The 19,959-nt window shown below is 54.2% G+C and carries 18 protein-coding genes; 10 read left to right on the forward strand and 8 right to left on the reverse strand.

Annotated features, from left to right (window positions below; translation table 11 throughout):
• Positions 1-96: 96 nt before the first annotated feature.
• Complete coding sequence (sbcB, locus tag ACM5QY_RS12865; RefSeq protein WP_416121054.1) at positions 97-1,524, reverse strand: exodeoxyribonuclease I; 1,428 nt, start codon at positions 1,522-1,524, stop codon at positions 97-99.
• Between the two features lie 227 nt (positions 1,525-1,751).
• Between sbcB and ACM5QY_RS12870 the strand changes: the two genes are divergently transcribed.
• Both ACM5QY_RS12870 and tmaR read left to right on the forward strand, forming a co-directional pair.
• The gene (locus ACM5QY_RS12870) at positions 1,752-2,849 is read left to right on the forward strand and encodes an FUSC family protein (RefSeq protein ID WP_416121056.1); all 1,098 of its coding nucleotides are present in this window, start codon (positions 1,752-1,754) and stop codon (positions 2,847-2,849) included.
• A 154-nt stretch (positions 2,850-3,003) separates the two neighbouring features.
• Complete coding sequence (tmaR, locus tag ACM5QY_RS12875; RefSeq protein WP_416121058.1) at positions 3,004-3,336, forward strand: PTS system regulator TmaR; 333 nt, start codon at positions 3,004-3,006, stop codon at positions 3,334-3,336.
• Between the two features lie 64 nt (positions 3,337-3,400).
• Here tmaR and ACM5QY_RS12880 read toward each other — a convergent pair whose 3' ends face one another.
• Positions 3,401-4,360: a D-2-hydroxyacid dehydrogenase family protein gene (locus ACM5QY_RS12880; RefSeq protein ID WP_416121060.1), complete on the reverse strand. Its 960-nt coding sequence runs from the start codon at positions 4,358-4,360 to the stop codon at positions 3,401-3,403.
• A gap of 113 nt (positions 4,361-4,473) precedes the next feature.
• The gene (locus ACM5QY_RS12885) at positions 4,474-5,577 is read right to left on the reverse strand and encodes an ABC transporter ATP-binding protein (protein ID WP_416121062.1); all 1,104 of its coding nucleotides are present in this window, start codon (positions 5,575-5,577) and stop codon (positions 4,474-4,476) included.
• A gap of 276 nt (positions 5,578-5,853) precedes the next feature.
• Here ACM5QY_RS12885 and ACM5QY_RS12890 point away from each other — a divergent pair, with 276 nt between their 5' ends.
• From ACM5QY_RS12890 to ACM5QY_RS12915, 6 genes are all read left to right on the forward strand, one after another.
• Positions 5,854-7,080, forward strand: a complete 1,227-nt coding sequence (locus ACM5QY_RS12890; RefSeq protein WP_416121064.1) for an extracellular solute-binding protein — start codon at positions 5,854-5,856, stop codon at positions 7,078-7,080.
• Between the two features lie 95 nt (positions 7,081-7,175).
• Entirely contained in the window at positions 7,176-8,477 is a 1,302-nt protein-coding gene (locus ACM5QY_RS12895; protein ID WP_416122878.1) for a carbohydrate ABC transporter permease, read from the forward strand.
• Between the two features lie 14 nt (positions 8,478-8,491).
• Positions 8,492-9,343 carry a sugar ABC transporter permease gene (locus tag ACM5QY_RS12900; RefSeq protein ID WP_104921527.1) on the forward strand — a complete coding sequence of 284 codons (852 nt, stop codon included), beginning with the start codon at positions 8,492-8,494 and terminating at the stop codon, positions 9,341-9,343.
• Between the two features lie 64 nt (positions 9,344-9,407).
• Entirely contained in the window at positions 9,408-10,559 is a 1,152-nt protein-coding gene (locus tag ACM5QY_RS12905) for a glycoside hydrolase family 53 protein (RefSeq protein ID WP_416122879.1), read from the forward strand.
• A 62-nt stretch (positions 10,560-10,621) separates the two neighbouring features.
• A complete protein-coding gene (locus ACM5QY_RS12910; RefSeq protein WP_416121067.1) occupies positions 10,622-12,685 on the forward strand; it encodes a beta-galactosidase in 2,064 nt (687 codons plus the stop codon).
• A gap of 74 nt (positions 12,686-12,759) precedes the next feature.
• Positions 12,760-13,077, forward strand: a complete 318-nt coding sequence (locus ACM5QY_RS12915; protein ID WP_416121069.1) for a glucose PTS transporter subunit EIIB — start codon at positions 12,760-12,762, stop codon at positions 13,075-13,077.
• A gap of 262 nt (positions 13,078-13,339) precedes the next feature.
• Here ACM5QY_RS12915 and ACM5QY_RS12920 read toward each other — a convergent pair whose 3' ends face one another.
• A complete protein-coding gene (locus tag ACM5QY_RS12920; protein ID WP_416121071.1) occupies positions 13,340-14,596 on the reverse strand; it encodes a maltoporin in 1,257 nt (418 codons plus the stop codon).
• 276 nt (positions 14,597-14,872) lie between these two features.
• Between ACM5QY_RS12920 and ACM5QY_RS12925 the strand changes: the two genes are divergently transcribed.
• On the forward strand, positions 14,873-15,940 hold the full coding sequence (locus tag ACM5QY_RS12925) for a LacI family DNA-binding transcriptional regulator (protein ID WP_416121073.1): 1,068 nt from the start codon (positions 14,873-14,875) through the stop codon (positions 15,938-15,940).
• Between the two features lie 92 nt (positions 15,941-16,032).
• The gene (locus ACM5QY_RS12930; protein ID WP_416121075.1) at positions 16,033-16,509 is read left to right on the forward strand and encodes a DUF805 domain-containing protein; all 477 of its coding nucleotides are present in this window, start codon (positions 16,033-16,035) and stop codon (positions 16,507-16,509) included.
• A gap of 8 nt (positions 16,510-16,517) precedes the next feature.
• Here the strand turns inward: ACM5QY_RS12930 and ACM5QY_RS12935 are convergent, their stop codons facing one another.
• From ACM5QY_RS12935 to citF, 4 genes are read right to left on the reverse strand one after another with little or no spacing between them, the layout of a single operon-like run.
• Positions 16,518-17,063, reverse strand: coding sequence for an RBBP9/YdeN family alpha/beta hydrolase (locus tag ACM5QY_RS12935; RefSeq protein WP_416121077.1), 546 nt, complete (start codon positions 17,061-17,063; stop codon positions 16,518-16,520).
• On the reverse strand, positions 17,060-17,899 hold the full coding sequence (citG, locus tag ACM5QY_RS12940; RefSeq protein WP_416121079.1) for a triphosphoribosyl-dephospho-CoA synthase CitG: 840 nt from the start codon (positions 17,897-17,899) through the stop codon (positions 17,060-17,062). The genes ACM5QY_RS12935 and citG overlap by 4 nt, the downstream gene beginning before the upstream one ends.
• Positions 17,877-18,416: a citrate lyase holo-[acyl-carrier protein] synthase gene (gene citX, locus ACM5QY_RS12945; protein WP_416121081.1), complete on the reverse strand. Its 540-nt coding sequence runs from the start codon at positions 18,414-18,416 to the stop codon at positions 17,877-17,879. Before citX ends, citG begins: the two co-directional genes overlap by 23 nt.
• Positions 18,416-19,942: a citrate lyase subunit alpha gene (gene citF, locus ACM5QY_RS12950; protein ID WP_416121083.1), complete on the reverse strand. Its 1,527-nt coding sequence runs from the start codon at positions 19,940-19,942 to the stop codon at positions 18,416-18,418. The genes citX and citF overlap by 1 nt, the downstream gene beginning before the upstream one ends.
• Between the last annotated feature and the right edge of the window lie 17 nt (positions 19,943-19,959).

Here is a 19,959-nt window from a genome sequence, read left to right on the forward strand (position 1 = left end):
TTTCGGCGCAGCGCGTTAAGTGATCACTGCCATTGAGAAACCGAAACTTTCTCGGTCAGTGTTGAAACGCCGCCAAATTGCAGCGGCCTCCTGCAATCAGGAAACCAATTTCTTCCCGTATTCAAACAGCGCCCCGAGAAGCGCTATCTTCTCAGAATCACCCTCGTACAAGTTATAGAGCGATTCAAGCTCTAAAATGTACGCCTGAATGCGTTCGTCTGTGAGCTTCGCTTGCCTGTGCTGGATCCAGCGCTTTTGCTCGGCGTCAGTCAGCGTTGCGGGGTAATTCCGGGCTCTGAACCGGAACAACAACGCTTCGATGCGTGAATCATTAAACGTCAGATCCAGCGCCGGAAGATTCTCCGGACGTGTCTCCAGGATAATCCGCATTGCAGCGCGATCGGCGTCGCTGAAGAAACCGTCGTACAGGCGAGCATCGACATCCTCGGACGCGGTAAACGGCTCGGCTTCGGCGTACATCGTCACCACTTTTTCACGCACCAGCGGGTTTTGCCGCAATAACTGGAGATTCTCCAGACAGCGCTGGCGGTCAATGCCCAGACGCTCGGCGTTTTCCGGTAACAACGTTTTTGCCGGTGCCAGCACCGGACATTTATTGACGTGAACCAGCTTGATCGGCAGCGGCGACTGCCCGGCCTGCAAACTGTCGCGGCGGGAATACAAACGCTCGCGCATCTGATCCGGGTCGAGATCGAGCAGCGTGGACATATCGCCCGCCAGATCGCACATGATCACGGCGTTTTTGTTTTCAGGATGCCAGGCCAGCGGCGCGACCCACGCGGTATTGCCGCGCGCCGCGCCGAACATGCCGGAGACATGCACCAGCGGTGCCATCGCCGGAATATCAATCAGTGTATTCAGTTTGTGCTTGCTGCGGTGTTCGAGCAGGAAACTGAACAGACGCGGTTGCGCCTGCTTCACCAATTTTGCCATCGCAATCGTGGCGTAAACGTCGGCCATCGCGTCGTGGGCATTTTCATGTTCGATGCCGTTGGCTTTGGTCAGGTGTTCGAGGCGGAAACTCGGGAAACCGTCGTCGTTTTCCGGCCAGTTAATGCCTTCCGGGCGCAGCGCGTAGCAGGCGCGCATCACATCCAGCAAATCCCAGCGGGAATTGCCGTTCTGCCAGCTGTAAGCGTACGGGTCGTAAAAGTTTCGATAAAGAATATTGCGGCTGACTTCGTCGTCGAAACGGATGTTGTTGTAGCCCACAATGCAGGTGCCCGGCACGCTAAACGCTTTATGGATTTGCGCGGTGAACTCGGCTTCGATCACGCCACGTTCCAGCGCAATCTGCGGGGTAATTCCGGTGATCATCACCGCTTCCGGTTCCGGCAGGTAATCATCAGAAGGGCGGCAATAAATCACTAACGGTTCTTCGATGATATTGAAATCTTCGTCAGTTCTCACTCCGGCAAACTGCGCCGGACGGTCCAGCGCCGGATTTTTACCGAATGTCTCGTAATCGTGAAAGTAGAAAGTTTTTTGCGGCTTGTCTGACATGACGAAGATAACCTTATCAGTGCGGAAATAGGGGTGAAACGGTGACTAGGATACCACCCGGTGCAGTGAAGTCATGACAAAATCCGTGGTGCTGCGGGATAACGTCCAAAACGTCGCAAAAATCAGCATCAATCCGCCAAAACCCTGACTAAAGCGGGGTGATCACCTCCGGTAACTCGGCTAAACTTACTGCCTTCTTTGAATTTTCGCCTTACGGCAGGCTACACGTGCGTCTCGACAAGAAAATTTCTCCGCTGGATAACGTCATTTACCGTAACTACCGCATCACTCATGCGCTGCGCATCGCGCTGGCGTTTATTCTGACATTCCTGATTGTCCGTCTGACTGAAATTCCCGAAGGCACCTGGCCGCTGATTACACTGGTGGTGGTGATGGGGCCGATTTCGTTCTGGGGAAATGTGGTTCAGCGGGTGCTGGAGCGCATTACCGGCACGGTGCTCGGGTCGGTTTCCGGCCTGATTGCGCTGTGGCTGGAGCTTTATTCGTTCCCGGTGATGCTGGTCTGGTGCGGCATCGTGATGTTTGTCAGCGGGTATCTGACGCTTGGCAAACGCCCGTACATGGCGCTTTTGATCGGCATCACGCTGGCGGTGGTGTGCGGCGCAGGGCCGGGGGATATGAAGATGGCGCTGTGGCGTTCCGGGGACGTGATTTTCGGATCCCTGCTGGCGCTGCTTTTTGCCAGTATTTATCCGCAACGTGCCTTTATTCACTGGCGTATGCAGATGGCCGATTACCTGATGTCGCTGAACAAGCTCTACAGCGCGTGGCTGTCGCCCAACATGCTGGAGCGTCCGCATCTGCACGGCAAGATGAAAAGTACCATGGGTCAGATGGTGAAAATGCGTTCGCTGTTTGCACCGGCCAGCAAGGAATCGCATGTCCCGCGCGAGGCGTTTGATGCCATCCAGACGCTCAGCCGCAACCTGTTGTGTACGCTGGAATTGCTGGCCGATGCGTACTGGAGTTCGCGCGAAAGCCATTATCTGATGCTCAACGCACGCACATTGCGCAGCGCGCAGTTGCTGATGCTCAGTACGCTGGAAAAACTCAGCCTGATGTTGCTCAACGGCACGCGGGGCGATGAACTGGCCATCAACCATGAACTGAATGAATCTGCTGAAGAGCTGAAAGCTCTGCTGGTCGAGATGAACGCCGCCAATCATCTGGAAGCGCAGGTCTACGGCTACGTCTGGCTGAGCACGCAGGTGGCGGAACAACTGCGGTCAATGGGCGACCTGATCACAATGGTGATGCAAAAAGAAGAAGCTCAAAATATCAGCGGTAAAACGACGAAAGCATGAAGGGATTTTTGTCTGTGGCCTAAAACGGGTAAGATAGGGCCATTGGACGATTATCTGAGCGTACTGCCCGATTTTTGCTACGCTAGCGGTTGCGTCAAGTCGGGTTGCGGCAAATCAGTCACTGAATCTGTGTAACTTAATCGAAGGTGTTAAAATGGACAATATCAATAAGCCGAGTTTCCAGGACGTTCTGGAGTTTGTGCGTGTTTTCCGTCGTAAAAACAAATTACAACGCGAAATCGCTGATAACGAAAAGAAAATCCGTGACAACCAGAAACGTGTTCTGCTGCTCGACAACCTGGGTGAATACATCAAACCTGGCATGAGCATTGAGGAAATTCAGGCGATCATTGCTAACATGCGCGGCGACTATGAAGATCGCGTTGATGACTACATCATCCGTAACGCTGACCTGTCGAAAGAACGTCGTGAATTGTCCAAAAAGCTGAAAGCCATGGGCGAAATTAAAGCCAACGAAGCCAAATAATTTCGTTGCGGCGTTAAATAAGAAACCGGGTTTATGCCCGGTTTTTTTACGTCTGTAATCTGGGTTAACTCAGCATCCGCACCGGTTTTCCCGCGAGAAACGCCTGAATGTCCTCGACGGCTTCGCGGAAATACGCCTGATAGTTGCCGTCGGAAACGTAGCCCAGATGCGGCGTCGCCAGCACGTTGGGCAACGTTCTGAACGGATCGGCGGGTGGCAGCGGTTCTGTTTCGAAAACGTCCAGCCCGGCACCGGCAATCCGCCCGGTTTGCAGCGCATGCAGCAAAGCGGGTTGATCGACAATTGCGGCGCGCGAGGTATTAATCAGCAGTGCGTCGGGTTTCATCAGCGTCAGTTCCGCCGCGCCGAGCAGCCCGCGCGTGCGCTCGCTCAGTACCAGATGTACTGACACCACATCGCTGGTTTTCAGCAATTCTTCTTTCGATGCCGCCAGCTGTACACCGTGTTCAGCAGCGCGTTCTGCGGTCAGGTTCTGGCTCCAGGCACTGACATCCATCCCGAATGCCTGCGCAATCAGCCCCACTTTCTGCCCGATTTTACCCAAGCCCAGCAGGCCGAGACGTTTTCCGCTCAGCCCGGTGCCGACCGTACTTTGCCACGGCCCGTTCTGGCGCAGCGCGTTGTTTTCGGCGACCAGATGCCGTGCCAGCCCGAGGATTAACGCCCAGGTCAGCTCGACCGGCGCCGTTGAACCGCTGCCGGTGCCGCAAACCGTCACGCCGTGCTGGCGGGCGGCGGCCAGATCGACCGACGCATTGCGCATTCCCGAGGTGATCAGCAGTTTGAGTTTAGGCAGACGGGCAAACAGCGCGGCACCGAACGGCGTGCGTTCGCGCATGATCACCACGATGTCGGCATCCTGTAATTGCGCGACCAGCGTATCTTCATCACCGATATGCTCCGTCAGCGCGCGGCATTCCACCTGTGGCGCGAGCGTCTGCCAGTCAGCCAGAGACAGCGCGACGTTCTGGTAATCATCAAGGATCCGGCATTGCAGTGGCATGAATGTTCCTTATCAATCAGAAAAAACAGATAAAGAGGTATAGCACTGAATTTGCAGGGAGGTGAAGCAGGGCAGGAATATCCGCCCTTTGAGGGGCGGTTATTGATAACGGCTTAATGCAGATGCGAAAGGCTGGCGGCGCTGATGCGCAAACCGGCATCGCTGAACACCATGCAGCGCTGGGCGTCAAACCAGGTTGTCAGGCTCTGATACGGATTAAAGGCCATATCGCCCGGCAGCAGCATTTTAAAACCGTCTGTGCCGTAACACTGGCCGAACAGATACGTGCTGTTACCCAGACGCTCAACCACCTCGCAGTTAAATTCCAGCTGATTTTCGGTTTCATGGGAGAGCAGATGCTCCGGGCGAATGCCCAGCGTCACTTTGTCGCCCGCCGCCAGTTCGGTTGTGTTCAGCGCCAGCGTTAAGGTTTTTTCCGGCGTCAGGCGCACCTCAAGGCGGTCCGGCTGCCAGTTCAGTACCTCGGCAGGCAGGAAATTCATTTTCGGCGAACCAATAAAACCGGCCACAAACTGATTGACCGGGTTGTAATACAAATCCATCGGCGCGCCTGTTTGCTCGATTTTGCCGTAATTCATCACCACGATTTTATCGGCCAGCGTCATGGCTTCGGTCTGATCGTGCGTCACGTAAACCATGGTGGTTTTCAGTTCCTGATGCAGCTTGGAAATGTGCAGACGCATATCGACGCGCAGCTCGGCATCCAGGTTGGAAAGCGGTTCATCGAACATAAAGACCTGCGGATTACGCACAATCGCGCGGCCAATGGCGGTGCGCTGGCGCTGGCCGCCGGAAAGTTGCTTCGGTTTTCTGTCCAGCAGATGGGAAAGCTGCAAGGTTTTGGCGACCATCTCCACCTGATGGCGGATCTCTTCTTTCGGCACGCCGTTCACTTTCAGGCCATAACCCATGTTCTCGGCAATGGTCATGTGCGGGTACAGCGCATAGGACTGAAACACCATCGCCACGCCACGGCGCGACGGGTCGACGTCATTCACCCGCTGCTCACCGATATACACATCTCCTTCCGTTATATCTTCCAGCCCGGCAATCATGCGCAGCAATGTGGATTTACCGCAGCCGGAAGGCCCGACGAACACCGTGAATTCGCCGTCTTCTATATCAATATTGATGCCATGCAACGTCACCGTTTTATCGAAACGCTTCACCACATTTTTAAGCCTGATGCTGGACATGTTTGACCTCGTAATAAATTCATACCGCTGATATTTCGGACTATAACCACCTTGTGTAAACGTTTGCACAGGCGGGTTCGAATTTTGCAGATGTGATCACACAATACACATCTTTTGGTAGTGATTTATGGGTTATAAGTCTAACGTATAACACGATATTTATGGCGACATTAATCACTTTATATTCAGCTTTTAAAGGGTTTGTATTGCTGGGTGTTGATTGGTTGTCGTTGTTGTACACACAAAAATGTTATACCTTCACATCCAGGAGCAACAATGAAAATTACACACCTTACTGCCTTGGTACTGATGTCATTAAGTCTGAGCAGCCAGGCCGTGCGGGCAGCCGAAGGACAGTTACTTGTCTGGGAAGATATTAAGAAATCTTCGGGTATTTCCGACGCTGTAAAAGACTTTGAAAAAGAGAACAACGTCAAAGTCGTGGTGCAGGAAACACCTTATGCACAGCAGACCGAAAAACTGCGTCTCGACGGCCCGGCAGGTATCGGCCCGGACGTGGTGGTCATCCCGAACGACCAGCTTGGCACCGCCGTGGTACAGGGTTTACTGGCACCGCTGACGCTCGACAAAGCCTTCACCGACAGCTTTACGCCGTCGGCCATCCACGCGTTCCAGCTCAAAGGCCACACCTATGGCGTGCCGAAAGCGGTGGAAACGCTGGTGCTGATTTACAACAAAGATTTGCTGCCAAAAGCCCCGGCGACCCTCGACGAGTATTACGCCTTCTCGAAAGCAGAAAGGGCGAAAGGCAAATACGGCCTGCTCGCCAAATTTGACGAAGTGTATTACGCCTACGGCGCGATGGCCTCGATGGGTGGATACATCTTCGGCAAAGATGCGAAAGGAGAAATCAACGTCGGGGATATCGGCCTGAACAAACCGGGCAGCATTGAAGCCGTGACGTACCTGAAGAAATTCTATGCCGACGGTTTATTCCCGGCGGGGATCACCGGCGACAACGGCCTGAACGCCATCGACTCTCTGTTTACCGAGAAGAAAGCCGCCGCTGTGATCACCGGCCCGTGGGCGTTCCAGCCGTACGAAGCCGCCGGCATCCACTACGGCGTGAAAGCGCTGCCGCTGTTGCCGAACGGCAAACCGATGAGCTCATTCCTGGGCGTTAAAGGGTATGCGGTTTCGACCTACAGCAAACAAAAACCGCTGGCGGAGAAATTCATCACCTTCATCAACCAGGCGAAATACGCCAAGGTGCGCTACGAAGTGACCAAGGAAATTCCGGCCCTGACGGCGCTGGTGAATGACCCGATGATCAAAAATGACGAGAAAGCCAATGCGGTAGCCGAGCAGTCAACCCGCGCCACGGCGATGCCGGGTGTGCCTGAAATGCAGGAAGTCTGGGGCCCGGCGAACAACGGGATCCAGCTTGGCGTGACAGGTAAACAGCCGGTAGACGCGGCGCTCAATGATGCAGTGAAAAATATCCAGATGCAGATCGACGCGGCGAAAGCCAGCAACGAATGATCCGCATGTAACGGCAACCGCTTCTGAAACGGCTGTACATCTGAAAAGAGGGAGTGATTTCACTCCCTCACAGTGAAAGGAACATCTTTGTGTCTATGCGTCTTCATGAGGAAAACCAGGAGCCACTGTCTGCCCGCCATCACGCGCCGGTGGCACTGGCTTTGGCAATCATTCCCGGTTTCGGTCAGTTTTATAACCGGCAATGGGCCAAGGGAATTCTGTTTTTTATCATTCTGTTTTGTTTCGTTGGCGTTTTTTATGATTTCCTGCAACAGGGCATGTGGGGGCTTTATACGCTCGGGGAAGAAGTTCCGCGCGATAACTCGATTTTCCTGCTGGCAAAAGGGATTATCAGCGTATTAATCGGCGCGTTCGGTGCAGGCTTTTATTACTGGAGCCTGCGGGATGCCTGTAGTAACGGAAAGCGCCGCGATGCGGGCATGGAATTACCCAGCGTCAGAAAGCAATATCATTTGCTGCTGCGCGAAGGTTTCCCGTATTTAATGATTACGCCCGGTTTTATTCTGCTGGTCTTCGTGGTGGTGTTCCCGATTATTTTCGGATTCTCCATTGCCTTTACCAATTACAATTTATATCACACACCGCCGGCTAAATTAGTGGACTGGGTGGGATTCAAAAACTTCATTAATATCTTCACGCTCAATATCTGGCGTTCAACGTTGCTCGACGTTTTACAGTGGACCGTTGTCTGGACCGTGCTGGCGACCACGCTGCAATGCACCGTTGGCGTGATGCTGGCGATTCTGGTGAACCAGAAAGATCTGCGCTTCAAGGCGCTCATCCGCACCGTGCTGATTCTGCCGTGGGCGGTGCCGGGCTTCGTCACCATTCTGGTGTTCGCCGGGATGTTCAACGACTCCTTTGGGGTGATCAACAACGGAATACTGGCGGCGTTAGGCATTGAGCCGAAAGCGTGGATGACGGATCCGTTCTGGACCAAAACCGCCCTGATCATGATGCAGACCTGGCTCGGCTTCCCGTTTGTCTTTGCCATGACCACCGGCGTATTACAGGCGATCCCCAATGACCTGTACGAAGCCGCAACTATGGACGGTGCCAGCACCTGGAAGAAATTAAAAACCATTACGCTGCCGCTGGTGTTGTATTCCATTGCGCCGATTATTATCACGCAATACACCTTTAACTTTAATAACTTCAATATTATCTATTTGTTTAATAACGGCGGCCCGGCCGTGGCGGGATCGAATGCTGGCGGAACGGATATTCTGGTGTCGTGGATTTATAAACTCACCATGTCTTCCTCGCAATATGCGATTGCCGCGACCATTACGATTTTGCTGTCGATATTTGTTGTCGGTATTGCACTGTGGCAATTCCGTTCAACCAATTCATTTAAACAAGATGATATGGCGTAGGCGGGAGCAAACTGATGAATAAGAACAGCAGTATTAAAAGAAACCGGTTTATCCGCCTGTCGCTGAGTTATTTCCTGTTGCTGATTGTGGCGGTCATTATTATTTATCCGCTGATCTGGACCGTCGGCGCGTCGCTGAATGCGGGCAACAGCCTGCTCAGCACGTCGATTATCCCGGAGAACCTCTCTTTCCAGCATTACAAAGACCTGTTCAACGGCCAGGTGAATTACATGGCGTGGTACTGGAACTCGATGAAAATCAGTTTCCTCACCATGATCCTGACGCTGATTTGCGTCAGCTTCACCGCCTATTCCTTCTCACGTTTTCGTTTCAAAGGGCGCAAAGACGGGCTGATGCTGTTTCTGTTATTGCAGATGATCCCGCAGTTTTCGGCGCTGATCGCCATCTTTGTGCTGGCGCAACTGCTCGGCCTGATCAACAGCCATCTGGCGCTGGTGCTGATTTACGTCGGCGGCATGATCCCGATGAATACCTACCTGATGAAAGGGTATCTGGACGCCATTCCGAAAGATCTGGATGAATCGGCACGCATGGACGGTGCGGGGAATTTCCGCATATTCATCGAAATCATCATGCCGTTATCGAAGCCGATTCTGGCGGTGATTGCGCTGTTTTCCTTCACCGGGCCGCTGGGGGATTTCATTCTTTCCAGCACCATTTTGCGTACGCCGGATAAATACACGCTGCCGATCGGCCTCTACAACCTGGTCGCCCAAAAAATGGGCGCGAGCTACACCACCTACGCGGCGGGTGCGGTGCTGATTGCCGTACCGGTGGCGATTTTCTATCTCGCCTTACAAAAATACTTCGTCTCCGGCCTGACGGCTGGCAGCACCAAAGGATAATCACATGACTCTCTTTACTCAGAAGATTTTCACAAAAAGCGCCGTGGCCTGCGTGCTGCTGGCGATGTCCTTTTCCTGCGTGGCGCAGGACGTCATCCTCAAAAAAGTCGCCAATGTGCCGGCGGACTTTATCAAGGGCGCGGATATCTCCACGCTGATTGATGTGGAAAAACACGGCGGCAAGTTCTACGACCAGAATCACAAGCAGACCGATGCGATGGTGATCCTCAAACAGAACGGTTTTAACTACGTGCGTCTGCGTTTATGGGTGGATCCGAAAGATGCGCAGGGGCATCCGTACGGCGGCGGCAATAACGACCTGGCGACCACGCTGGAACTGGCGAAACGCGCCAAAGCACAGGGTTTCAAAATCCTGCTCGATTTCCATTACAGCGATTTCTGGACAGATCCCGGCAAACAGTTCAAGCCGAAAGCCTGGGAAAAAATGGACTATCCGCAGCTGAAAACGGCCATCCATGATTACAGCCGCGACGTGATTGCGCAGTTCCGCCAGCAGGGCGTTCTGCCGGATATGGTGCAGGTGGGCAATGAAATGAACAGCGGCATTTTGTGGCCGGAAGGCAAAAGCTGGGGCGCGGGCGGCGGCGAATTTGACCGTCTGGCCGGGCTGCTGAACGCGGCGATTTCCGGCGTCAGAGCCGATGAGAAAAACCCGTCAGACATCAAAATCATGCTGCATCTGGCCGAAGGCACCAAGAACGACACCTTCCGCTGGTGGTTCGATGAAATCAATAAACGCAAAGTGCCTTACGACGTTATCGGCCTGTCGTTTTATACCTACTGGAATGGCCCGATTTCCGCGTTGCAGGCCAACATGGACGACATCAGCAAACGCTATAACAAAGACGTGATCGTCGTCGAAGTGGCTTACGGCTATACCCTTGAAAACTGTGATGCCGCTGAAAACAGCTTCACCGCCAAAGAAGCCAAAGACGGCGGGTATCCGGGCACCGTACAGGGGCAGGCCGATTTCCTCAGCGACATGATCAAAAGCCTGGTGGCTGTGCCGGACCATCGCGGCAAAGGCCTGTTCTACTGGGAACCGACGTGGATCGCCGTTAACGGCGCAGGCTGGGCAACACCGGCGGGCATGACCTACATCAACGACCACTGGAAAGAGGGCAATGCCCGCGAAAATCAGGCGCTGTTTGGCTGCGACGGTCAGGTTCTTCCTTCCATTAAAGTTTTCAACTGATTCCCTTTTCCCCGGTCAATTTGGCCGGGGAGTTTATTTCTTAAAGTTCGTAAGGATACAACATGACGAAATTTCCTCTTCTGAGCAGTAAGATTTCCGGCCTGCTCCACGGCGCGGATTACAACCCGGAGCAGTGGCTGGAAAGCCCCGATGTACTGATTCGCGATGTCGAAATGATGAAAGAGGCGCGCTGTAATGTCATGTCTGTCGGGATTTTCAGCTGGTCTGCGCTGGAACCCGAAGAAGGACGCTATACCTTTGACTGGATGGATCAGGTGCTCGACCGTTTGCATGAAAACGGTATTTCGGTGTTTCTCGCCACGCCAAGCGGTGCGCGTCCGGCGTGGATGTCACAAAAATACCCGGAAGTATTACGCGTCGGGCGCGACCGGGTGAAAGCGCTGCACGGCGGCCGTCACAACCACTGCATGACCTCGCCGGTGTACCGCGACAAAGTGCAGCAAATCAACACGGCGCTGGCAAAACGCTATGCACATCATCCGGCTATTATCGGCTGGCATATCTCCAACGAATACGGCGGCGAATGCCATTGCGACTTGTGTCAGGAGCAGTTCAGAGGCTGGGTGAAAGCCCGTTATGAAACCCTCGATGCGCTGAATAACGCCTGGTGGAGCACCTTCTGGAGCCACACGTATACCGACTGGTCGCAGATCGAATCGCCGTCGCCGCAGGGCGAAAGCGGCGTACACGGTCTGAATCTCGACTGGCGTCGGTTTAATACCGATCAGGTCACGCGTTTTTACAGCGAAGAAGTCCGGCCGCTGAAAGCCGAAAACCCGGCGTTACCGGCGACCACCAATTTCATGGAATATTTTTACGACTACGATTACTGGAAACTCGCCAGCGTGCTGGATTTCATCTCGTGGGACAGCTACCCGATGTGGCATACGCGCAAAGATGATATCGGGCTGGCGGCGTACACCGCGATGTATCACGACCTGATGCGCACGCTCAAAAATGGCCAGCCGTTTGTGCTGATGGAATCGACGCCGAGCTTCACCAACTGGCAGCCGACCAGCAAACTGAAAAAGCCGGGGATGCACATTCTGTCTTCCTTACAGGCGGTTGCGCACGGCGCGGATGCTGTGCAGTACTTCCAGTGGCGCAAAAGCCGCGGTTCATCCGAGAAATTCCACGGTGCAGTGGTCGATCACGTCGGACACATTAATACCCGCGTGGGCCGCGAAGTGGCAGAACTCGGCACAATCCTCTCGGCATTAGCGCCGGTGGCGGGTAGCCGCGTGGAAGCCAAAGTCGCGATTATCTTCGACTGGGAAAGCCGCTGGGCGATGGACGATGCGATGGGACCGCGCAACGCCGGATTGCATTACGAAAACACCGTGGCCGCGCATTATCAGGCCCTGTGGGCGCAGGGCATTGCTGTGGACGTGATCAACGCCGATTGCGAACTGGACGGTTACGACTTAGTCATCGCCCCGATGTTGTACATGGTGCGTGAAGGCGTTGGCGAACGGATCAGCGCCTTTGTACAGGCGGGCGGGCGCTTCGTCGCCACTTACTGGAGCGGTATCGTTAACGCAACGGATTTGTGTTTCCTCAACGGATTCCCTGGGCCATTGCGCCCGGTGCTGGGCATCTGGGCAGAGGAAATCGACAGCCTGACTGACGAACAGCACAACAGCGTCTGCGGCATTGAAGGCAACGCGCTGGGGCTGAACGGGCCGTATCAGGCCGCAGAACTGTGTGAAGTGATCCACCTCGAAGGCGCAGCGGCGCTGGCAACCTACGGCGATGATTTTTACGCCGGAACGCCTGCGGTGACGGTGAATCTGTTCGGCAAAGGGCAGGCATATTATGTGGCGTCGCGCAATGATCAACAGTTTCAGGCGGATTTCTTTACCGCGCTGGCGAAAGAGATAAACCTGCCGCGCGCCATCAGCACGACACTGCCGGAAGGCGTCAGCGCCGCGCGCCGTACCGACGGCGAGAGCGAGTTCATCTTCCTGCAAAACTACTGCAACGACAGCCAGACCGTCAGTTTACCGGGTGATTATCAGGATATGGTGCACGGCGGAATATTGCCGCATAAATTAACGTTACCGGCATTCGGTTGCCAGATCCTGACGCGTAAATTGTCCCGATAAGTTTTTATCACGAACGTGCAGCGGGGATTATTCCCCTCTGCACGTTTTTTCATTTCTGAAAGAGGGTAATCATTATGGTGAATATTAAAGATTTCATGCACGTCTTTTCTGCAAAGAATAAAAGCCCTAAAGATGACGTTCCGCCATCCACCGACGTGGAATTATTAATTGATGCGCTGGGCGGACGCGAAAATATTATTAACGTCGATGCCTGCATCACGCGTTTGCGCGTCACGGTGAAAGAACTCAGGCGCGTGAACTCCGGTGTCATCCAGCAGGCCGGCGCGATTGGCGTGGTGATCATCGGGCAGGAAGTCCATGCGATATTCGGCAAACAGTCCGACAGCCTGAAAAAGTTAATGACCGAGAAATTTGGCTTAAAAAGTCAGTAAAGCTATTTCTGTTTTAATGTGATGTTTTTTATTTAATGCAGATAATCGAAATAAAATAAAGGCAGCCCGACACCAGGCTGCCTTTATTGTTTCTTGCTAAATAATAATGATGCTGCTGTGCGGGTAGAAAAACGTCACGATCCCCTACAAGAGAAAATGCGTTAAACCCTGAGCGTTTATTACAATGAGGTTATTTCTTTATTAAATAAAACGTCTTACTTCTTTTCCCTTAAGTTAGTGCAGCTTCAAGAACGAAGGAAATTTACCACCAGGCTTCTACCTGCACACCAAAGTTCCACGTATCGGATTTGGTATGATCTTCAAACGTATTGCCGTGCTCTGAATCATTCAGGTAAGAGGCGAATACGCGCAGTTCAGGACGTGACATAAACTCAGGACCGGCCGCCAGACCCATTGCCAGCGTATATTTCTGCCCGCCTTGCTTATAGTTGGTGCCGTTCTTGTAATCGTCTTTCTGGTAGAACGTACCGACTTCACCGATGGAGCGCACGTAATCCGTCCATTGATATTGCGCACGGCCTACGAGAGAAACCAGCTCGGTGGTATCCGTGTAATCCGTGATATTTTCCGCGTGGCCGTAAGTCAGCACGTGGTTGAGGCTGAATTTACTGGTGATCGGAATCAGGCCGGTGATGATGCCGCGATAACCGCTGGCGTCGTTGGTGTAGTTCCACATGTCATACCAGCCGCCGCCCTGGGAAATCATGTTCTGCGCCAGACCTTTGTTGGCGTATTGTAAAACCAGCTTATTGTAGCCGCCCCACATATCCTGACTGATTTCGCCGGTCAGCATTACACCATTTTCCGCGTCATACAGGCCGCCGTAGTCTTTCTGGTCGTGCGTCAGGTTTGGCATGGCGTAGTCGGCACCGACTTCCATCCACGCGCCGCTCCACGGTTTGATACCGGCATAGCGCACGTCAATGTAGTTGATGTTGACGTCGTTATCGGCATTGACGCGGTAATCGACATCATTGGCATCGCCACGGATCCACGCCACAGACAGCGCGCCTTCACCCATTTTCAGATTTTCCACCCCGGCACCGGCACCGGAAATGTTCCAGTATTTGGTATCGATGATGTGTAAATCATGACGCTGGTAATAGCGTTTACCGCCCCAGATCACCGCATCTTTATCCCACGGTACCAGCCCTTTGATTTGCAGATTCAGCTGACGCAGGCCGAATTGCGCATCATCGTTGAGGGTGCTTTCGTCGTCATTGGAACCGTCTGACACCATGCTGACCATGGAATCAACGTAGAAACTGACATCGTCCTTTTTGTAAACTTCACTGCCCAGTTCGACTTCGCCGTAGGTGTCGTTTTCGTTGCCCAGACGTCCGACTTTGTTTTTCTGAAACTGCTCCAGACTGCCGCTGCCGGAAACGCCCAGCCCGGAGCGCAGATATCCATGAAAATCAATGTCGTTTGCCACTGCCGGGCCTGCCACCAGACCAAGAGAGACCGCCACAGCCAGAGTGCGTAAGTTGTGTTTCATTATTTTTCCTTATTGATGTATGACGTTCACATTTACGGAATCTATAAGATACCCAGAAACAATAATGATCAATTTTACACATTCTGAATTGTGAGTTAGATCCATAAGTTGTGTGTTTAAAATAAACGCTTGGTGATTTAAATCACAAATTTTAAGAATGTTAACGTATAACTTTTAGGTCAAACGGTTCTCAGATTGAACTTTTAAATGAGATCCCGTACTTTGGCTCGATTATCATGAGATTGCGTAAAATCACGGGTGCAGGACGGGAAAAGCATGAAATCGAAAAGTTCGACATTAGAAGACGTTGCCCGCTATGCCGGTGTTTCCTATCAGACGGTTTCGCGTGTTTTAAACAAGTCGGCCAACGTGTCCGACGTCACGCGTCAGAAAGTTGAGCAGGCGATAGAAATTCTGCGCTATGTGCCAAACCGGCTGGCGCAGCAGTTAGTGGGGAAACAGAGTTTCACGATCGGGCTGGTGACGACCTCGCTGGCGCTGCACGCACCGTCGCAAATTGCCGCCTCAGTGAAGAAATATGCCCATCAGGCCGGGTATCAGGTGCTGATTTCGATGATTGACGAAGACGTGAATCAGAGTATTCAGGAATCAATCAACGAGCTGAAATCCCAGCGGGTGGAGCGTGTGATCATCAACATCCCGCTCGAAAGCGCCGAAGCTGAACGTATTTACGAGAACAACCGCGACATCCTTTGCCTGTTTCTCGATGTGGATCCGACCAGCCCGGTGTTCAACGTCTGCTTTAATCCGGCTGACGGTTCGCGCGCCAGCGTGGAATATCTGCATGACTTAGGGCATCGCCAATTTGCGTTGCTGGCCGGGCCGGAAGTGTCGGTGTCTTCGCGCCTGCGCCTGGAAAGCTGGCAGAAAACGCTGACCGAAAAAGGATTACAGCCGGTGACGGTTGTCCACGGCGACTGGAGCGCCAAAAGCGGTTACTACGGCGCATTGCAGATGTTGCGTGAGACGCCGCAGTTTACGGCCATGCTGGTGGGGAATGACCAGATGGCGCTCGGCGTGATAAGCGCACTCCATCAGCATAATGTGGCCATTCCGCAGCAGGTCTCCATCATCGGCTACGATGACACCTACGACAGCGCATTTTTCCATCCGGCGCTGACCACCGTTTCTCTGGATCTCGATTTGCAAAGCAAAGAAGCTGTGGCGCTTTTACTGGCAACGGAACCGGACACGCCGTCGCGAATTTTGCCTGCGCAACTGGTCGTGCGAAATTCCACGCGTGCGCCGGGGCAGCCGGATAAAGACCTCAACCAGATCGCCGATCAGCTCGATAAACTCGCCAGACAGCTGCGCGGGCAGTGACGTCCGGCAGTTGTAAATAAAGATTTCAGAATGCTTTTGATAACGTTTAAGATATGAAAGATTTCAAAAGATAAACAAAAGGATATGACGGAATGACCGTATGGCAGTGTTTTGTACAGGGCTGGAAAGGGTATGTGAAATTTGAAGGGCGTGCGACCCGCAAAGAATTCTGGGTGTTCACCTTAGTCAATATCTTGCTGATGATCCTGCTGACAGGGACAGTGGCTTCCCTGATGACGCTGGCGGGAAACCCTTACGGCGTATTCTATGCGGGCATGGCCTACACCGTTTATGCGCTGGCGCTGGCATTACCGATTCTGGCGGTCGGTATCCGCCGTATGCACGACATCAACCGCTCCGGCTGGTGGTTTGGCGGTGTTTATCTGGCAGGCATTGTGTCGCGTTTGCTGAATATGATCCTGATGGAGTACGCGTCACCGGAAACCTATGTCTGGATGAAAATTACGCTGGGTATCGTGCTCGGCTGGATCCCTTTGCTGGTGATGATTTACCTGTGCTGCATGAAATCCAAACCGGCACCGGAAGCAGATAACCGCATCGTCCGCTAAGCGCATTTTTAAAGCGAGTTTGCTGCCAGCCGCGCGGCAAACTCTTCCAGCCTCGTCAGCCCCCACGGCCACTCTCCAAAACCCGATTCCACATTAATATGCCCGGCTTCGCCGATATCCACCAGCTCGCAGCCCCACGCCTGTGCCCAAAATTGTGCACGGGTAAATGGCAATAACGGATCCGTATGGCTGGCGACCAGCAGGCCGGGCACCGCCAGCGGTTCAGGTAAAATGTCATCATCCAGACCAAAACGCATCGGTTCAGCGGGTGCAACCAGCATCACGTCTGCGCAAAGCGGCGGGTTGCGGTTCGCCCACACCAGACTGGCGAGCGCGCCAAAGCTGTGACCGATCAGCAGCAACGGGCTTTTTGCCCGCGTCTGCTCGCGGTCAATAGCGGTGATCCAGCCTTCGAGATCGACCTGCGCCCAGTTACGCTGTTTAATGCGCAACCACTGCGGATTCTGTTCATGCCAGCGGCTTTGCCAGTGTCCGGCTTCGCTGTCGCGCAAACCGGGAACCAGCATCCGCGTGATGTTCGGATTCTGGCTCATTGCGGGAAGGCCATCAGCACGGTCGCGATTGCCAGCAAATCGGCACTGCCGCCGGGGCTGAGATGTCGGGAAATCAGTGCCTGATCCATCTCCTGCAAATCCTCTTTTTGCCAGCCATTTTTCAGCAACCGGCGGGCATAATCCTGGACAAAATGCAGGCCGCTCAGCCCGCCGCGTGACACCAGATTGGTATCCGGATTAAACGCCATCAGGCGCAGCAGGGCATTCAGGTTGCGGCGTTCAGGCTGGGTTTCTGTCCACCAGTAAGGTAAAACATGGCGGCGTAATGTCACGAATCCGCTCTGTACTTCGCCGCGTGCGCCGGTCATGCCGTACGCCTGAAACAACCGTTCACCGGCGGTCACTGGCTGGCGGCAATGTTGTAATTCCCGCTCCACCAGCCCGTGCGTGATGGCGGCCACTTCGGCGCATAAACTTGTGCGGGTGAGCGGTTGCCGGCGGGTACTGAGCCTGCCTGCCGCTGTACACAAAATCCCCAGCGAGAAAATACCGCCTTTGTGCGTGTTAATGCCGTTTGTTGCGCCAAACATCGCCTGTTCGCAGGCCAGACCGGCAGGACGGATCCGCATCAGCATGGCCGTTGCCGGTTGTGCCGCGTCCTGCTGGCCGAGCTGATAAAACTGATGCAACCACGGCGTGATCGCATCGATGCTGCGCAAAAACATCGGCAAATCCATGTCACTGTGCGAACCGTTATTGATGCTGTCCACCAGGCCGGGTTTGGGCGTCAGCCAGACTTCCTGACTGAGCGCTTCGGCAGCCAGTCCGGCGATGTGGGTGTAAACCAGCGGCTCAGTGAGTGCGATGCCAGCCATCAATCAGCGCCTCCACTTTTGCCATCACTTCTGGCAGCGGATGCTGACGGGAACGCGCGCAGGCGTGGGCCGGGCCATCGCAGATAAGACAGCGGCGGCTGGCATTATCCAGCGACCGGCGGCCCACAACGCCAGCCTGCGGGCAGATCACATCGAAATCCCATAACCGCCCCAGTGCATGTGACTGCTCAAGCGCCACGGTGGCGGCTTTCACTTCCGGCGCAGGGTGCTCAATACTCCAGAACGCCTCCGCCCCGGTCGGCAACCAAAACACCTCGTGTTTCAGCACCGCCCAGCCACATTGCAATAGCATGATTTCCGCCGTGCTCAGCGCTTCCCGCATCACCTGGCGGTAACTCACGCTATCTTTGACCGCGCCGGGCGTGACCAGCGTCAGGGAAATCAGGGTGTGTGGGAATTGTGTCAGCCAGTCGGTTTGCCGCTGCGCACGCTGTTCCTTTGCTGCCAGCAAATCCTCCAGACTGACGCCTGCATTCTCAGGCGTCGGAATCGTCATTATGCGTCCTCTTTGACCTGATGAACGACGTCAATCACGCTGCCGTCGCGGTAACGGATCACGCCCACAACGCGCGACGTAAACTCAATCGGTTTCGGTTCGCCGGTCAGGGAAATGGCACGCTGATACAACGTCCCGATATCCATGATTTTCATTCCGGCTTCTTCCAGCCGCTGACGGATTTCAGGGCGCGCCGGATTCACGGCAATCCCGTGATCAGTCACCAGCACATCGATGCTTTCGCCCGGTGTGACGCGGGTCGTTACGCGGCGCACGACGGTCGGAATGCGGCTGCGCAGAAGTGGCGCGACCACAATCGTCAGGTTCGCCGCGCTGGCAACATCGCAGTGACCGCCCGACGCACCACGCACCACGCCGTCGGAACCGGTGATGACGTTCACATTGAAATCGATGTCGATTTCCAGTGCGCTCAAAATGACGATATCCAGCTGATCGCAGCTTGCGGCCTTGGCACCCGGATTGGCGTAAACATTGGTGGAAATTTCAATGTGCTGCGGGTTGCGGCCCAGCGATGACGCGGCCTGACCGTCGAAACATTGCGTATCCAGCAGCGTTTCGATTAATCCTTTTTCATGAAAATCCACCAGACTGCCGGTGATGCCGCCGAGGGCAAAACGGGCCGTGATCTGGTTGCGTTCCATCTTTTCTTCCATGAAGCGGGTGCAGGCGGTGGCTGCCGCGCCGGAACCGGTTTGCATCGAAAAACCGGGCTTGAAATAGCCGGAATGTTCAATCACTTCAGCCGCCGTGCGGGCAATCATCAGTTCGCGCGGATTGCTGGTGACGCGGGCTGCGCCAACGCTGATTTTCGCCGGGTCGCCGACCTGATCGACTTTCACGATGTAGTCCACCTGATCCTGCACCAGGCTAGCGGGCATGTTAGGGAAGGGCACCAGTTCTTCGGTCAGCAGCACGACGGTTTTGGCGAACTGCGCATCCACCATCGCGTAGCCCAGCGAGCCGCAGCAGGATTTGCCGTGCGTGCCGTTGGCATTGCCGAATTCATCACTGCAAGGCACGCCCAGAAACGCGACGTCAATGTTCAGTTCGCCGTCCTGCAAAAGCTTGACCCGACCACCGTGAGAGTGAATCTGCACCGGTTCCTGCATCAGGCCGTGAGAGATAGCGTCGGCCAGTTTGCCGCGCATCCCCGAGGTATAAATACGGGTAATGACGCCGTTGCGGATGTGTTCGATCAGCGCGTCGTTACAGCTCATCAGCGAGCTGGATGCCAGCGTCAGATTTTTGAAACCCAGACTGGCCAGCGTGGCGACAACGTGATTAATGACCTGATCGCCTTCACGGAAAGCGTGATGGAAGGAGATTGTCATGCCGTCTTTCAGGCCGCTGCGGGCAATCGCCTGTTCCAGCGAATCACATAATTTACGATGCAAACGGGCATCGGGATCAGAAAGATACGGCGTGGTGCGATGCGCACCGTCGAAAGCAACCAGATGCTTCATTTCCGGATATTGGCTGTGCAACATTTCTGTTAGATGGCTCATTCTCTTCATATTCCTGT

This window comes from Rahnella sp. PCH160 (assembly GCF_047784855.1).
Taxonomy (GTDB): domain Bacteria; phylum Pseudomonadota; class Gammaproteobacteria; order Enterobacterales; family Enterobacteriaceae; genus Rahnella.

What these genes read in the sequence shown, in the direction of transcription:
- sbcB (WP_416121054.1), bottom strand. Translation starts at nt 1,524, where the DNA reads ATGTCAGACAAGCCGCAAAAAACTTTCTACTTTCACGATTACGAGACA.
- ACM5QY_RS12885 (WP_416121062.1), bottom strand. Translation starts at nt 5,577, where the DNA reads ATGTCCAGCATCAGGCTTAAAAATGTGGTGAAGCGTTTCGATAAAACG.
- ACM5QY_RS12895 (WP_416122878.1), top strand. Translation starts at nt 7,176, where the DNA reads ATGCGTCTTCATGAGGAAAACCAGGAGCCACTGTCTGCCCGCCATCAC.
- ACM5QY_RS12900 (WP_104921527.1), top strand. Translation starts at nt 8,492, where the DNA reads ATGAATAAGAACAGCAGTATTAAAAGAAACCGGTTTATCCGCCTGTCG.
- ACM5QY_RS12905 (WP_416122879.1), top strand. Translation starts at nt 9,408, where the DNA reads ATGTCCTTTTCCTGCGTGGCGCAGGACGTCATCCTCAAAAAAGTCGCC.
- ACM5QY_RS12915 (WP_416121069.1), top strand. Translation starts at nt 12,760, where the DNA reads ATGGTGAATATTAAAGATTTCATGCACGTCTTTTCTGCAAAGAATAAA.
- ACM5QY_RS12890 (WP_416121064.1), top strand. Translation starts at nt 5,854, where the DNA reads ATGAAAATTACACACCTTACTGCCTTGGTACTGATGTCATTAAGTCTG.
- ACM5QY_RS12910 (WP_416121067.1), top strand. Translation starts at nt 10,622, where the DNA reads ATGACGAAATTTCCTCTTCTGAGCAGTAAGATTTCCGGCCTGCTCCAC.
- ACM5QY_RS12880 (WP_416121060.1), bottom strand. Translation starts at nt 4,360, where the DNA reads ATGCCACTGCAATGCCGGATCCTTGATGATTACCAGAACGTCGCGCTG.
- ACM5QY_RS12920 (WP_416121071.1), bottom strand. Translation starts at nt 14,596, where the DNA reads ATGAAACACAACTTACGCACTCTGGCTGTGGCGGTCTCTCTTGGTCTG.
- citG (WP_416121079.1), bottom strand. Translation starts at nt 17,899, where the DNA reads ATGGCTGGCATCGCACTCACTGAGCCGCTGGTTTACACCCACATCGCC.
- ACM5QY_RS12935 (WP_416121077.1), bottom strand. Translation starts at nt 17,063, where the DNA reads ATGAGCCAGAATCCGAACATCACGCGGATGCTGGTTCCCGGTTTGCGC.
- tmaR (WP_416121058.1), top strand. Translation starts at nt 3,004, where the DNA reads ATGGACAATATCAATAAGCCGAGTTTCCAGGACGTTCTGGAGTTTGTG.
- ACM5QY_RS12925 (WP_416121073.1), top strand. Translation starts at nt 14,873, where the DNA reads ATGAAATCGAAAAGTTCGACATTAGAAGACGTTGCCCGCTATGCCGGT.
- citX (WP_416121081.1), bottom strand. Translation starts at nt 18,416, where the DNA reads ATGACGATTCCGACGCCTGAGAATGCAGGCGTCAGTCTGGAGGATTTG.
- ACM5QY_RS12930 (WP_416121075.1), top strand. Translation starts at nt 16,033, where the DNA reads ATGACCGTATGGCAGTGTTTTGTACAGGGCTGGAAAGGGTATGTGAAA.
- citF (WP_416121083.1), bottom strand. Translation starts at nt 19,942, where the DNA reads ATGAGCCATCTAACAGAAATGTTGCACAGCCAATATCCGGAAATGAAG.